The sequence below is a fragment of the Ruegeria sp. R8_1 genome, assembly GCF_017743815.1.
In the GTDB taxonomy this organism is placed as follows: Bacteria; Pseudomonadota; Alphaproteobacteria; order Rhodobacterales; family Rhodobacteraceae; genus Ruegeria; species Ruegeria lacuscaerulensis_A.
This window is the reverse complement of sequence record NZ_JAGHRL010000001.1, coordinates 176,342-190,748: the sequence shown is the minus strand read 5'-3', so window position 1 is coordinate 190,748 and position 14,407 is coordinate 176,342. Positions and strand designations below refer to the sequence as shown.

17 protein-coding genes are annotated in these 14,407 nt (G+C 58.4%); 5 read left to right on the top strand and 12 right to left on the bottom strand.

The annotated features are described in order from the left end of the window. The first annotated feature begins 47 nt into the window (after window positions 1–47). The gene (locus J7380_RS00940) at window positions 48–920 is read left to right on the top strand and encodes an S-methyl-5'-thioadenosine phosphorylase (RefSeq protein ID WP_209194081.1); all 873 of its coding nucleotides are present in this window, start codon (window positions 48–50) and stop codon (window positions 918–920) included. A 6-nt stretch (window positions 921–926) separates the two neighbouring features. Here the strand turns inward: J7380_RS00940 and J7380_RS00935 are convergent, their stop codons facing one another. Then, on the bottom strand, window positions 927–1,787 hold the full coding sequence (locus tag J7380_RS00935; RefSeq protein ID WP_209194080.1) for an alpha/beta fold hydrolase: 861 nt from the start codon (window positions 1,785–1,787) through the stop codon (window positions 927–929). 247 nt (window positions 1,788–2,034) lie between these two features. Between J7380_RS00935 and J7380_RS00930 the strand changes: the two genes are divergently transcribed. Beyond that, window positions 2,035–3,039 (top strand): DUF418 domain-containing protein, encoded by a 1,005-nt coding sequence (locus tag J7380_RS00930; protein WP_209194079.1) that lies wholly within the window; start codon window positions 2,035–2,037, stop codon window positions 3,037–3,039. Between the two features lie 52 nt (window positions 3,040–3,091). After that, window positions 3,092–3,721 carry a LysE family translocator gene (locus J7380_RS00925; protein WP_209194078.1) on the top strand — a complete coding sequence of 210 codons (630 nt, stop codon included), beginning with the start codon at window positions 3,092–3,094 and terminating at the stop codon, window positions 3,719–3,721. On the opposite strand, the gene J7380_RS00920 is transcribed toward J7380_RS00925, so the two are convergent. Continuing rightward, window positions 3,718–3,891 carry a hypothetical protein gene (locus J7380_RS00920; RefSeq protein WP_170354960.1) on the bottom strand — a complete coding sequence of 58 codons (174 nt, stop codon included), beginning with the start codon at window positions 3,889–3,891 and terminating at the stop codon, window positions 3,718–3,720. The genes J7380_RS00925 and J7380_RS00920 overlap by 4 nt on opposite strands. A gap of 320 nt (window positions 3,892–4,211) precedes the next feature. Here J7380_RS00920 and J7380_RS00915 point away from each other — a divergent pair, with 320 nt between their 5' ends. Continuing rightward, window positions 4,212–4,751, top strand: a complete 540-nt coding sequence (locus J7380_RS00915; protein WP_170354959.1) for an adenine phosphoribosyltransferase — start codon at window positions 4,212–4,214, stop codon at window positions 4,749–4,751. Between the two features lie 171 nt (window positions 4,752–4,922). After that, window positions 4,923–5,402 (top strand): fasciclin domain-containing protein, encoded by a 480-nt coding sequence (locus tag J7380_RS00910; RefSeq protein WP_209194077.1) that lies wholly within the window; start codon window positions 4,923–4,925, stop codon window positions 5,400–5,402. A gap of 37 nt (window positions 5,403–5,439) precedes the next feature. Here the strand turns inward: J7380_RS00910 and J7380_RS00905 are convergent, their stop codons facing one another. From J7380_RS00905 to cyoE, 10 genes are all read right to left on the bottom strand, one after another. Further along, entirely contained in the window at window positions 5,440–6,855 is a 1,416-nt protein-coding gene (locus J7380_RS00905) for an FAD-binding oxidoreductase (RefSeq protein ID WP_209194076.1), read from the bottom strand. Window positions 6,856–6,893: 38 nt separating this feature from the next. Next, window positions 6,894–7,712 (bottom strand): MBL fold metallo-hydrolase, encoded by an 819-nt coding sequence (locus J7380_RS00900; protein ID WP_209194075.1) that lies wholly within the window; start codon window positions 7,710–7,712, stop codon window positions 6,894–6,896. A 102-nt stretch (window positions 7,713–7,814) separates the two neighbouring features. Next, on the bottom strand, window positions 7,815–8,399 hold the full coding sequence (locus J7380_RS00895; RefSeq protein ID WP_170354954.1) for a GNAT family protein: 585 nt from the start codon (window positions 8,397–8,399) through the stop codon (window positions 7,815–7,817). Further along, window positions 8,399–9,661, bottom strand: coding sequence for a pitrilysin family protein (locus tag J7380_RS00890; protein WP_209194074.1), 1,263 nt, complete (start codon window positions 9,659–9,661; stop codon window positions 8,399–8,401). Before J7380_RS00890 ends, J7380_RS00895 begins: the two co-directional genes overlap by 1 nt. Continuing rightward, window positions 9,658–11,046 carry a threonine synthase gene (thrC, locus tag J7380_RS00885; protein WP_209194073.1) on the bottom strand — a complete coding sequence of 463 codons (1,389 nt, stop codon included), beginning with the start codon at window positions 11,044–11,046 and terminating at the stop codon, window positions 9,658–9,660. Before thrC ends, J7380_RS00890 begins: the two co-directional genes overlap by 4 nt. Further along, complete coding sequence (locus J7380_RS00880) at window positions 11,043–11,720, bottom strand: SURF1 family protein (protein ID WP_209194072.1); 678 nt, start codon at window positions 11,718–11,720, stop codon at window positions 11,043–11,045. The genes thrC and J7380_RS00880 overlap by 4 nt, the downstream gene beginning before the upstream one ends. Window positions 11,721–11,876: 156 nt before the next feature. Next, on the bottom strand, window positions 11,877–12,692 hold the full coding sequence (locus J7380_RS00875) for a cytochrome c oxidase subunit 3 (RefSeq protein ID WP_209194071.1): 816 nt from the start codon (window positions 12,690–12,692) through the stop codon (window positions 11,877–11,879). A gap of 22 nt (window positions 12,693–12,714) precedes the next feature. After that, complete coding sequence (locus J7380_RS00870) at window positions 12,715–13,290, bottom strand: cytochrome c oxidase assembly protein (RefSeq protein ID WP_209194070.1); 576 nt, start codon at window positions 13,288–13,290, stop codon at window positions 12,715–12,717. Further along, window positions 13,290–13,451 carry a hypothetical protein gene (locus J7380_RS00865; RefSeq protein WP_209194069.1) on the bottom strand — a complete coding sequence of 54 codons (162 nt, stop codon included), beginning with the start codon at window positions 13,449–13,451 and terminating at the stop codon, window positions 13,290–13,292. Before J7380_RS00865 ends, J7380_RS00870 begins: the two co-directional genes overlap by 1 nt. Beyond that, entirely contained in the window at window positions 13,448–14,404 is a 957-nt protein-coding gene (gene cyoE, locus J7380_RS00860) for a heme o synthase (protein WP_209194068.1), read from the bottom strand. The genes J7380_RS00865 and cyoE overlap by 4 nt, the downstream gene beginning before the upstream one ends. Window positions 14,405–14,407: the final 3 nt, after the last annotated feature.

Below are 14,407 nucleotides of genomic sequence, written 5' to 3'. Positions count from 1 at the left end.
TGCGGCGCACAAATCCCGGATCAGGCACCACAACCCGGAGAGAACAAGTGACCCAGACCAAGATTGCGGTTATCGGCGGATCAGGCATCTACGACATTGACGGGCTAGAGAACGCTGAATGGGTTACGGTTGAAACACCATGGGGCGACCCGTCAGATCAAATCCTGACGGGATCACTGAACGGGGTCGAGATGGCGTTCCTGCCGCGTCACGGGCGCGGCCATGTGCATTCCCCGACCGAGGTTCCATATCGCGCAAATATTGATGCGCTGAAACGGCTGGGCGTGAGCGATATCATCTCGGTCTCGGCCTGCGGGTCATTTCGCGAGCATATGGCGCCGGGTGATTTCGTGATCGTGGATCAATTCATCGACCGGACTTTTGCCCGCGACAAAAGCTTTTTCGGTACTGGCTGTGTAGCCCATGTCAGCGTCGCCCACCCGACGTGCCCCCGCCTGTCGGACGCATGCGAAACCGCTGGCAAGGCGGCAGGGATAAATATCCACCGGGGCGGAACCTATCTGGCGATGGAGGGACCGCAATTCTCGACGCTGGCGGAATCCAAAATGTACCGCGAACACTGGGGCTGTGACGTAATCGGAATGACCAACATGCCCGAGGCCAAGCTCGCCCGTGAGGCCGAGCTGTGTTACGCCTCGATCGCGATGGTCACCGACTACGACAGCTGGCACCCGGACCATGGCGAAGTCGACGTGACCGCAATCATTGCAACTCTGACCGGGAATGCCGAGAAAGGGCGCGCACTGGTCAAGGGACTGCCCGATCTGCTTGGGCCGGACCGTGCGCCTTGTCCGCATGGCTGCGACCGGGCGCTGGAATATGCGATCCTGACCGCGCCTGAAAAACGCGATCCGGCCCTGCTGGCCAAATTGGATGCTGTGGCTGGTCGGGTATTGTAATCCGGCCTACCGCGAAAGGGCTGTTTGCACCTCATCCCACAGGCCATGTGACCATAGGTCGTTATGCGTTCCGCCTGGGATGACGAACAACTGAACGGTCTCGCCTGCCAGTGCGGCCAAAGCCTGACCGTGCGCAACCGGAATGGTCTCATCCAGAGTTCCGTGGAAGATCAGAGTCGGCACTTTAACACTCTCAATCAGGTCCCGAGTTCTAAACTGGTCCTTCATCAGGGCAGAGACAGGCAGAAAGGGATAGCGCTCGGCCGCGATGTCCACTGTCGCTGTGTAAGGAGCCTCAAGCACCAGCATTCGGGCATTCGGGCGTTCGGCTGCTACGGCGGCTGCAATTCCTGTTCCCAGGCTTTGACCATGCAAAATGACCGCGGCACCATCGGCCCCTAGCCGGTCATACATCAAAATCGCATCCGCGATCAGCGCCTCTTCTGAAGGTTCGCCGGCACTACCGGGAAAACCACGGTAACTTGGGGCGAACAGGCCAAACCCACTGTTGAGAATTTCGCGCAACCTGTCGGATCGGTCGCTTAGGTTCCCGCTTTGACCATGAAAGAACAGTACCGTCGGCGCACCTTCTCGCACCGCAGGGGCTGACCATGCTGTGAGCAAAGTGCCATCAGCCATGGGCAGTGACACAACCTCCATGTCCGCCAACCCGACTTCTGATGGTTTCGGCAATTCACCATCGGGTTTGAAAACCAATGATTGCTGGTTGAAATAGATGTACCCAAGCACGCCTGAATAGAGCACTCCGACCAACAGAAACGCCACTACAAGGCACAGCTTCAGCCGCCCGAACCCGGACCGCGCAGAATTTGCGTGCGCGTTCGTATCGGTCGTCTCGATCACCATTATCAACTCCTTTGCGCAGCACGTGGTTTCGTCTGAGGTCATGCATCACGTGCCACGTTTCAAGGCGCAACTCGCGGGTTTAATCCAATCTTTATCTGCGGCGGTGGGGCAGGTCACCTCTTGTGTACCGCAACGAAAATGAACCATTGCCCGCGCTCGCGATTTGTTTATCCCGGCTGGGAATTTAAGCCGCAGTTGCGCCACAATGGCGTGTCAAACCGCAGTCGAGACCGCATCAGAGGGCAGTATGCAAAGATTTGAGGCTTTGGACGCAGCCAGGTTTCTGGCCTATTGCGGCATGGTGTTGGTGAACTTCCGCATCGCGGCACAGGTCGTTCCGGGTCAGGATTGGGCCTCTGGTGTTGTAGACGCACTGGAAGGGCGCGCGGCGGCCTTATTTGTCATTTTGGCAGGCATTGGGATCGGGTTGGCCCGGCTCTCGGTCAGCGTGTTGCTTCGACGCGCGGCGTTTCTGTTTGTGCTCGGCCTAGTCAACATGACGGTATTTGACGCCGACATCCTGCATTTCTACGCGTTGTATTTCCTGATTGGAGCCACATTTCTGGCATCCTCTCCACGCGGTTTGTGGCTTGGGGCACTGGGAATCGTTGGGCTATCTGTTCTGGCGCACCTGATCTTCGATTATGATCGGGGTTGGGATTGGAGCACACTGACCTACACCGACCTTTGGACCCTGCCCGGCTTTCTGCGCAACGCTGTTTTCAATGGCTGGCACCCAGTGTTGCCATGGGCTGCTTTCCTTTTGATCGGCATGGCCATCGGGCGGTCGCAACTGCATACGATCTGCATTCAACACCGCCTGATCATGTGGGGATTTGGAGCCGCAGTGTTGGCCCTGTTTCCCAGGATACTGGTCTCGGACCCCTACCTTGGGACCGCGTCGATACCACCCGGCCCGTTCTATATCCTGGCAGGAACCGGATCATCCTGCGTCGTAATCGGGTTGCTGCTGAAGCTTTGGCCACGCATTCAGCGACTGGGAATTGCTGCAGCCCTGACAGCACCGGGACGCATCAGCCTGACGCTGTATGTGGCGCATATTCTGATTGGCATGGGTATTCTGGACGAAGCCGGATTGCTGAACGGTTCTCTGAGCGCGGCTCAGATTTTAGGGTATGGCGTTGGATTCTGTGTCGCATCCTCTGGATTTGCACTGGTTTGGCGTCGGCGTTTCCATCGCGGTCCGCTTGAAGCTTTGATGCGCTTCGTGACGGATCGTTCGAGGGCTTGACCTGACGCCAGCACACGGGCTTTGTGGTGCGAAACGTTTAACAGGATGCCCTATGTCCCTTGATCTCTGGCTTGCCTTTGTGGCTGCTTCGACCGCTTTGCTGTTGATCCCCGGCCCGACCGTTCTGCTGGTTCTCAGCTATGCGTTGTCGAAAGGGCGCAGCGTTGCTGTCGCCTCGGCCACGGGGGTCGCTTTAGGCGATCTGGTCGCGATGACAGCGTCATTGCTTGGATTGGGGGCGTTGGTGCTGGCATCAGCAACCTTGTTTTCGGTGCTGAAATGGGTAGGCGCGGCTTATCTGATCTGGCTTGGAGTAAAGCTGTTACGCAGCGCGCCCGTGGGCGGCGTAGAGACGGTAGAGACCGGCCGCGATGTTACAACGCGCAGTGTCTTTGGGCACGCTGCGGCTGTCACGGCCCTGAACCCGAAATCCATTGCGTTCTTCATTGCATTTGTCCCACAGTTCATTCGTCCAACAGATCCCCTGGGCCCGCAATTCGCCATCCTTATCGCGACATTTGTCGGCCTCGCATGGCTGAACGCTCTGGCCTATGCGTTGATGGCTGACAGGTTGCGCATGATGATCGGACGCGCAGGCGTCCTGAATGCCATGACAAAATTCGGAGGGTTGACCCTGATCGGAATGGGCGTGGCGACCGCAGTCCTGCGACGCCCGGCCTAATCCTCGGCGTTTTCCTTCATGAAACCGCGGATGAACCGCCGGATTTCCCGTGCGGCCGAGGTATCCAATTCTTTGCACAGTTCAACGAAAGCATCACGCTCGTCTTTGTCTAAACGCAGAACCAATTGACTGTTTTTCTTGGTAGAACCTTTACCGTCTTTCTTAGCCACGCGCCCTATCCCTGACAGACCCTTGATTCTCTGTGCGATGCAATGTATATACATAGCATAGAAATTGTAGTTATCGAGCACCTAACAATAAAAAAGGATTATGGCAATGAATCTGCATGCTGCTCAGGCATTTCTTTTGCGAGACCAACGCAATTGGCGCAAACCCCATTTGTCGTGGCTGCCTTCGTCTCTGTACCGATACAAGAGCTTGCCGAACGTTCTTTTGAAACGCCGCAAATAAGATCACACAATCAATCCTTGCATGACTGACCCCAATGGGCCAAACAGCCCAGCGTATTCTGACGCCAAAGGGGTCCGCCATGTCCAGAAACAAGTCGGTCAAGGATTACATCCGCACCATCGTCGATTTCCCGCATGAAGGGATCATGTTCCGCGATGTGACCACCCTATTCGCAGACCCGCGTGGGTTTCGCATGGCGATTGATCAGATGCTGCATCCATATGCAGGCGAACGCATCGACAAGGTCGTGGGCCTAGAGGCACGTGGTTTTATTCTGGGTGGCGCGATTGCTCATCAGCTGAGCGTTGGCTTCGTTCCAATCCGCAAGAAGGGCAAGCTGCCCGGCACCACGATCAGCCAAGACTACAAACTGGAATATGGTGAGGCCATCGTCGAAATCCACGACGACGCGATCCAGCCCGGCGAGAAGATTCTGGTCGTTGATGACTTGCTGGCCACAGGTGGCACCGCGGCGGCCGGCATCAAACTGATCGAACGATTGGGAGGAGAGATCGTGTCCTGCTCGTTCATCATTGACCTGCCCGAGCTAGGTGGCCGTAAAGTTCTGGAAGATCTGGACATGGATGTGCATGTTTTGTGTGAATTCGAAGGTCTTTGACGTCCCTTCGATCACAAAAACGTGAGTGGAAATTCCAACCCGCGTCGGCTTAGCGCGGGTCATCGCATATTCAATAACAATTTATCGATATATTCAGTGATCTTGTTTTGACTGGACGCCGTACCCCTTGTCGATGCCACTGACGGCATTCCAACAAGGGAATCTGTTACCATGTTTCGCAAACTCGCTATTGCCGGTGTGTCCGGCGCTCTGATCGCATCGGCTGCATTCGCCGGAGCCAAGAAAGACATCGTGGACACTGCTGTTGGCGCGGGCAGCTTTGAAACTCTGGTCGCCGCCGTTCAGGCCGCCGAGCTGGTTGATACGCTGAAAGGCGATGGACCGTTCACTGTCTTCGCCCCGACCGACGAAGCCTTCGCAGCACTGCCCGAAGGTACCGTCGAGACACTACTGAAGCCCGAGAACAAAGATCAGTTGATCGCCGTTCTGACCTATCATGTGGTACCGGGCAAGGTAATGTCGGGCGATCTGTCCGATGACATGACGGCTGCAACCGTTCAAGGCGGCGAAGTGACGATTGATCTGGACAATGGCGTGATGGTCAACGACGCGTCTGTCGTTCAGGCAGATATCGAAACAACGAATGGCGTTATCCACGTCATCGACAAAGTAATTCTGCCGACCTCGTAAAACGGCCACAAGCGGCTCGGGGACACCCGAGCCGCATCTATGACTTCAGAACGGCCCCGGGGTTCATAATACCCTTTGGATCAAGCGCGGACTTGATTGCCCGCATGGCGGTCAGTTTGGCCGGATCCCCATACCTTTCAAGATCATCCGTTTTCAGGCGGCCAACCCCATGCTCGGCGCTAACTGACCCGCCGAACTTATCCACCAGATCGTGGATAGCGTTTTTTATTTGTCCGCGCTGCGCATCATAGTCCGACCGTTGGCGCCCGGCCGGAGGGAACACGTTGTAGTGCAGATTCCCATCACCCAGATGGCCAAAGCAATTGATACGGAACGGTCCAATCCGCGCAATTTCGCCCGGACCCTGCCGGATGAACTCGGGAATATCCGAAATCGGCACTGAAATATCATGACTAGACACCGAGCCGATCAACCGGTTCGCCTCGGGGATGCGCTCGCGTACTGCCCATAAGTCCGCCCGCTGGGCCTCGCTTTGCGCGATCACGGCATCCATCACAAGACCCCGTGTGTCCGCAGCAGCGTACAGCGTCTCTAGCGCTGCCTGAGGGTCCAATCCGCCGAACAAACCAACCTCGATCAGCACCGACCATTCGGGTGAAACCGCGAAAGGCTGGCGAACGTCAGGCAATACCTCGGACAAAAACTGCAACCCCTGCCTGTGGATCAGTTCGAACGTGCTGACACCATCGCCCAACTGATCCCGCGCCAGAGCCAGCAGATCTATGGCCGCCTCGGGCGATGTAACCTGTACCATCGCCGTTCCGACCCCAGCCGGACGCGGGGACAGCTTGAGAGACGCCGCCGTGATGATGCCCAACGTCCCTTCGGACCCGATCAACAGATTGCGCAGATCATAGCCGGTATTGTCCTTGCGCAACCGGCTGAGCCCGTGCCAGACCTCACCATTCGGCAAGACTGCCTCAAGCCCCAGGCACAAATCGCGCGCATTGCCATAGCGCAGCACATTGACCCCGCCCGCATTGGTCGCAAGATTGCCGCCTATCCGGCACGATCCTTCTGCAGCCAAGGACAAAGGAAACAGGCGGTTGTTACTCTGGGCGGCGGCCTGCACATCAGCAAGGACAGCGCCTGCTTCGGCAATCAGGATATTCTCCGTCGGATGAACAGCGCGGATCGCGGTCATCCGCTCTAGCGATATCAAAAGGGGCGCAGGTCCGGCGGACATGACTTGTCCTCCAACCAATCCAGTCCCGCCTCCGTAGGGAACAACAGGCACCGACGCGGCAGAAGCCAGTTGCACCAGGGCCGCGACCTCTTCTGTTCTGCGTGGGGCCGCCAATAGACCGACCTGCCCTGAAAACCTGCGACGGGGCTCCTCAGAATAGCGCGGTTCAGGCTTGCGCAGGACCTCGTCGCCAAGGGCGTCACGGACGGATTGGGCAAAGGCGTCATCAGCGGGATTCAAAGTCATAGGCTTTCCTTGCCCAAGTCCGGCAGACCCGACAAGCTTTATTCGATGTCAATCAGGTATTGAGGCTCCAAAACCACGACCGTTGGCCGGTCCGGAAGGGTGCGAAGCGAAACGACCAACTCAGAAACACCTTCCCGCTCGACTGGAAATTCGTCCCGGATATCGACGAGAAACCGATCCAACGAAAAGCCTGAAAACCAATGCATCGGAATAATGACCGAACTTTTCAACCGTTTCAGCACCTGCACCATCTCGGGCAAAGGCATGGTCGTCCCCCCATCCACGGCTGCCATGACCACATCCAACCGTCCCAAGGCCGCAAACTGCGCATCTGATGGGATATGGTGCAAATGCCCCAGATGGCCGATACACAGCCCTTCAATCTCGAACACAAAAATCGAATTCCCGCGCTCTTCGACCCCGCCATAGACAGATCGGATATCGGTCGAGACATTTCGCACCAACATCTCTCCCAGATCCAGATGATGCTCGATCCCCTGCCCGAACTCTCCCCAGCCTGGCAACACATGGGGAATCGCCGGATCCGGGTTCGCGGTCCAATGGGTGCTGTGTGCATGGTTCATCGTAACCACATCCGGGATCAGGTCCGCACCGCCAATGAAACCCGTGAAATCCGTGACCGCGTTCAGCCCCCCCTGCGTCTGAATCAGAAACGAAGCATGAGCGACATAGCTGATCCGGACCGAGAACTCAGGCACCGGATCCGTCCAAGCCGCCTTGTGAACATATTCAATGCCGGGCGCTGCATCAGCAATAGCAATGCAATGGCTCGGCCGACGCTCCTGCGCGACTGCCCCGCCTGCCATCACCAACACTGCTGCAACCACCCAACGCATGACCCGATATTAGCGCAGTTGCGCCCCAAGTCATGCCCCTTGTTCATCTGGCCATAAATATCTCGGGGGAGGCGCGGCCTGCCGCGACGGGGGCAGAGCCCCCTACCCCGCGTCTGTCTTGCCCCGCCGGTCGGATCGCAGACAGGCATACAAAACATGCGTCCGCCATCGCCCGTTGATCTGCAAATAGGACTGCGCCACGCCCTCGTATTTGAATGCGGACCGCTCCAGCAATCCCCGCGACGCTTTGTTCTCGGGCAGACACGCCGCTTCGATCCGGCTCAGGTCCAGCCGGGTAAAGGCGTGGTGAACAACCGCCCCGATCGCTTCCCGCATATACCCGTTGCGGGCATAGGCCTGACCGGTCCAGTACCCCAGTGTCCCAGCTTGTGCCGGGCCACGTCGAACATTGTCCAGAGTGATCGCGCCAACAAGCGTGTCATCTTCCCGGCGAAACAAAAACAGCGGGATCGCCGTACCGCTGGCCACCGACCTCTGCGCCCAATAGACCCGGTTGGTGAATGACTTGCGGCTCAGGTGATCCTTGGCCCAGATCGGCTCCCAGGGGGTCAGGTACTCTTTCGAGGCCCGCCGCAGCGCCGCCCAATCGTTGAAATCCGAATGCACCGGCGGGCGCAGGCTGAGGCGCGCTGTTTCAAGTTTCAGCTTGCGTCGGCCCAGAAGCATCACGCCGCGCGCCTCTCCTGCAATTCCACCAAAGTGGGCGCGCCCGAGACCGGACCATAAAGCGCCAGCGCCGCCGGGGCCTGCACCGCCATGGTTTCGGCAAAGGCGCGCACGTCCTCGGTGCTGACCGCGTCAATCTTGGCGACCGTATCCTCAAGCGAAGGCACCGAGCCCCAAATCTGCACCAGCCGCGCCAGACGTTCGGCCCGGTTCGATGGGCTTTCCAGCCCCATCAGCATCCCGGCTTTCATCTGGGCACGGGCGCGGGCGACTTCTTCCGGGCTCATATCCTCGGCTGCGCGCTTCATCTCGTCGATGGTGATCGTTGCCAGCTCGCCCACCTGATCGGCCGAGGTTCCTGCGTAGATCGTCGTCGTGCCGGTATCCGCATAGGCCCCGGTTTGGGCGAATATGGTATAACATAACCCCCGACTTTCCCGCACTTCCTGGAAGAGACGCGAGGACATGCCGCCGCCCAAAGCCGTGGAATAAATCTGCGCCGTATAGATCGCATCATCACGATAGCCCGGGCTTTCGATTGCCAGCGCGAAATGCGCTTGCTCCAAATTCTTTTCCTGCCGCGCTTCGCCACCGGTGAACTTCGCGGCCTCGGCAATCAACCCTTTGCGCGGTTGCAGATGACCGAACATCTCTTCGGCCATTTTCATCAGCGCATCGTGATCAACGGCCCCTGCCGCCGACAGGATCATCTGTTCCGGCCCGTAATGTTCGGACACGAAACCCGACAGGTCTTCGCGCGAAAACGCGCTGACCCGCTCGGTCGGCCCCAGAATGGTGCGGCCCAGGGGTTGATCGTGATAGCTCTGCTCTTGTAGCCAGTCGAAAATCACATCGTCGGGCGTGTCATAGGCCTGACCGATTTCCTGCAGGATCACGCCGCGCTCGACCTCGATCTCACGCGGGTCGAAAATCGGGTTCAGAACGATGTCGCCGATCACGTCCATCGCCAGCGCGACGTCGTCTTTCAGAACGCGGGCGTAATAGGCCGTCACCTCGCGCGAGGTATAGGCGTTGATATAGCCGCCCACATCCTCGATCGCCTCGGCGATTTGCAGCGCAGACCGCCGCTCGGTTCCCTTGAACGCCATATGCTCAAGGAAATGCGCAATCCCGTTCTGCTCGATCCGCTCGTTCCGCGCACCCGCGGTCACCCAGATGCCGATGGCCGCAGATTGCAGCCCCGGCATGTTCTCACTGACGATCCGAAATCCGTTCTTCAGTTGGTCTTGTCTGACAGTCACTCGGCGATATGCCCTTTGATATGATCCTCGAGGGCGCCCAGATCATTGGCAATCCGCGTCACCCGTTCCGGACGTTCATACAGATCAGACATGCGGGATGGAAGAGGCGGATGTTCCCCGCTTGCCTTCTCGACCGCCGCCGGGAATTTCGCCGGATGCGCGGTGGCCAGAGTGATCATCGGCACGTCTGTGGAGCGGTGATCTTCACCGACCTTGATCCCGATGGCCGAGTGCGGGCAGACCAGTTCGGCGCTGTGGGCCAGCGTGTGTTTGATCGTCGCCAGCGTTTCATCCTCGGAGACACGACCCGAGTCGAAGCTTTCGCGCAGGGCTTCCATCGCGCCCTGACTGACGTTGAAGCCACCGCTTTTCAGCTCATCCATCAACTGCGCCACAGCGCTGCCATCTTCACCATAGGCGTAGTACAGAGCTCGCTCAAAGTTTGAACTGACCTGAATATCCATCGATGGGCTGATCGAAGGGATGGTGTCGCCCTTGAAATACCCCTCGCCCGACAGGCAGCGGTGCAGGATGTCGTTCTGGTTTGTCGCGACGACCAGACGGTCGATGGGCAGCCCCATACGCTTGGCCAGATAGCCCGCGAAGATGTCGCCAAAGTTGCCGGTGGGCACGGTAAAGCTGACCTTGCGATGCGGCGCGCCGAGGCTAACCGCCGCCGAGAAGTAATAGACGATCTGAGCCAGCACGCGTGCAAAGTTGATCGAGTTCACGCCGGCCAGCTTCACCCCGTCGCGGAAGTCGAAATCGTTGAACATATCCTTCAGCGCGGCCTGACAATCGTCGAAATCGCCATCCACGGCCAGCGCATGCACGTTGCTGTCGGCGGGCGTCGTCATCTGGCGGCGCTGCACCTCAGAGACACGGCCATGGGGGAACAGGATGAACACATCCACCGCGTCCAGCCCGCGAAACGCCTCAATAGCGGCTGAGCCGGTATCACCACTGGTCGCTCCCACGATGGTCACACGATCATTGCGCCGTTTCAGCGCCACTTGGAACAGCTGGCCGATCAGCTGCATGGCAAAGTCCTTGAAGGCCAGCGTGGGGCCGTGGAACAGTTCCAGCAGGAAATGGTTCTCGTTCAGTTGCTTCAACGGCGCGCGGGCGTCATGGCCGAAGCCTTCATAGGCACGCTCGATGATATCTTTGAATTCCTGCTCCGAGAACGAGCCGCTGACATAGGGCCACATCACACGGAACGCGATCTCTTCATAGGGCAGACCGGCCAGAGCGGCGATCTCATCATGGCTCATCACCGGGATCTCGGCGGGTAGGTACAAGCCGCCATCGCGGGCCAGGCCGGTCAGCATCGCCTCTTCAAAGGTCAGTTCCGGCGCTTGGCCACGGGTCGAGATATATTTCATTGCTCTTCACTCTGTGCAGGGGCGCGGTTGCGCCACAGGAAATAACCGGTCATCGCGGCCCAGACCAGAGCCAGACCAAACCATGTGATTGCATATTGCAGGTGATCGTTGGGAATTCCCGCTGTATCGACCGGCAGAGGCGTGATGCCGGGGTCGGTTTCCGACCGCGCGATAAGAAGGATCGGTTCGGCTCCAAGCGCGGCGGCCAGATTGGGCACATCGCGGGCAAACCAGATGTTGTCGTCAATATCGGGTTCTGGCGTGTAGCTGTCGATCTCATCCGGCCAATGCAGGTTGCCGGTTACGGTCATTGGCCCGGTCAGTCGCTCGGCCTGTTTTGCCGTGGTCGGTACAAAGCCGCGATCGACAAGAATGGTGCGGTCCTCAGTGCTGAACGACTGGATGATCCGATAGCCCGCCCCGACCTGCTTGACCGAGACCAGAACGTGGATCTCCCCCGGCTCCATATCCCCCGAGATTGTCACCGGCAGGTATTTGTCGGTGTCTTCGGATACGCTCGGCGGCAGGCCCACGGGGTCTGCTGCAATGCGCGAGTCGATCTCGGCCAGAACGGCCTCTTTCCAGGCCAAACGCTGCACCTGCCAGACGCCCAGCGACAGCAGCACGCCCAGACCGGCAAGCCCGAAGATCAGCAGGAACAAAATGCGGCGCATAGTTCAGGTGAAACCTTGTTACAGAAACCGGCGTCTTGTTAAGGGCAGCGTGATCCCGATTGCAACCACGCAATTGTACGGGGCGCAATCTTGCGCCCCTGATCGAGAAAAAGCCGCCCCTTGGGGCGGCTTTTGCAATTTACCTATCTGAGCGGATCAGAACAGCGGAGCCTGCCCCCAGATGTAAACTGCGAAGAACAGGAACAGCCAGACAACGTCGACGAAGTGCCAGTACCATGCAGCCGCCTCAAAACCTACGTGTTTCTCAGGCGTGAAGTCGCCCTTCAGCGCTCGGATCAGGCAGACCGTCAGGAAGATCGTTCCGATGATCACATGCGCACCATGGAAACCGGTTGCCATGAAGAAGTTCGAATAGAACTGGTCGCCACCAAATTCCCAACCTTCATGGGCCAGCAGTTCGTAATATTCGTAGCCCTGCAGCGCAGTGAAAAGGATACCCAGAACGATACCGATGGCCAGACCGTTGATCAGTGCCTTGCGGTCGTTGTCGTGCACCAGCGCGTGGTGCGCCCATGTAATCGCGCAGCCCGACAGCAACAGGACCAGAGTGTTGATCAGCGGCAGGTGGAACGGGTCAACCGCGTGGATATCAGGCTGGATGTACTCGGTTCCGGCATAGTCGTACATCGGGTACATGCGATGTTTGAAGAATGACCAGAACCAGGCAAAGAAGAACATCACCTCGGACATCACGAACAGGATGAAGCCATAGCGCAGGCCGATGCGCACCACCGGCGTGTGGTCGCCCGCGCGGCTTTCGGCCACCACTTCGGACCACCAGGCGAACATGGTGTAAAGAACGGCGACCAGACCCATCCAGAACATGAACGACGTGACGCCGTGCATCCACAGGACGGCTCCGAACAGCATCACAAAGCCGCCAACGGCGCCGATCAGCGGCCAGATCGACGGGGCCAGAATGTGATAATCGTGGTTTTTAGCGTGTGCCATCAGCGTCCCTCACCTAAAGGCATTAGTTCGTGTTTGTATCAGCCTGCGCATCAAGGGCGGCATAGCCCTCGGGCAGGTCAATTTCGTAGAATGTATACGACAGAGTGATCGTATGCACATATTTCGCTTCCAGATCCTCGACCATTTCAGGGTCGACGAAAAAGCTTACCGGCATCTGAATCCGTTCACCGGGTTGCAGAACCTGTTCTTCAAAGCAGAAACAGGCAATTTTCTGGAAATACCCACCCGCCGAATAAGGCGCGACATTGTACGACGCCTGCCCGGCAATCGGGCGGTCGGTCGGGTTGAATGCCTCGTAGAAAGCCAAGCCAGTTTCGCCGATGCGCACTTCCATTTCGCGCTCGACCGGTTTGAACTCCCACGCCATATCCTTGGCTTTTGACGCGTCAAAGCGGACGGTGACAGTGCGGTCCAGAATATCCTCGGGCGCAGTTTCGGCCACGCCAGTCGTGCCGCCGAATCCGGTGACGCGGCAGAACCAATCGTAAAACGGCACAGCCGCCCAGGCGAGGCTGCCCATCAGCACCACGACGCCCACGGTCTGCGCAACCGTCTTTTGAGGACCGGACAGAGCCATCAGTTCTGCACCTCCTGCGGCGCCATGTTGAAATCCGTGCCCGAGACTTTAACGATCGTCAGGCCGAAAATGATTACGATGAACGCAGCCAGCGTCAGGCCCACGCCCAGATTGCGGCTAAAGCGGCGTTCGTGCAGTTCATGGCTTTTGCGCAAGCTCATGACCAGCCTCCCAGCCCGTAGGGTTTCAGCAAAGCCTCAACCAGAATCGCGCCAAAATGCAGGAACAGATACAGCAGCGACAGTTTGAAAAAGCTCCGCTCAACCTTGAAGTTGTCCACTTCGGAATCTTCCTCGGTCCGGCGCGAGATCTGCCACGCGCCGCGCAGGAACAATGCATTCATCACAACGGCGACAGTCAGGTAAATCGGACCACCAATGCCCGAGAATGCGGTGCCCACGGCCAACGTGGCAAGCAGAGCCGTGTAGACCAGAATATGCCAGCGCGTCGCGCGGCGGCCATGGGTGACGGTCAGCATCGGCACACCCGCATCGTCATAGTCTGAGCGCATGAACAGCGCCAGCGCCCAGAAATGCGGCGGGGTCCACATGAAGGTCAGGGCGAACATCAGCCAGGGCTCGATCGACATCGTCCCAGTGGCCGCGACCCAACCGATCACCGGAGGGAAGGCCCCTGCGGCACCGCCGATCACGATGTTCTGCGGCGTCGAGCGTTTCAGCCACATCGTGTAGACGACAACGTAAAAGAAGATGGTGAACGCCAGAAATGCACCGGCAAACCAGTTTGTCGCCAGCCCCAGCATGATCACCGACAGGCCAGACAGGGCAAGACCCAGCGACAGCGCCTCGCCTTCCTGAACCTTGCCAGATGGGATCGGACGCCCCTTGGTGCGTTTCATCACCCGGTCGATATCCGCATCCCACCACATGTTCAGCGCGCCGGACGCACCGCCGCCGATAGCGATGAACAGAATGGCACAGAACCCGACAAAAGGATGCACCGGTACTGGTGCCGCCAGCAGACCCACCAAGGCCGTGAACACGACCAGTGACATCACGCGCGGCTTCAGCAGGGCGAAGTAATCGCCAAAGCTGGCCTCATCCGCGTGCGCCGAGGCGGTCACTTGGCTGGCATTGATGCTTGCGTCGCTCATTTC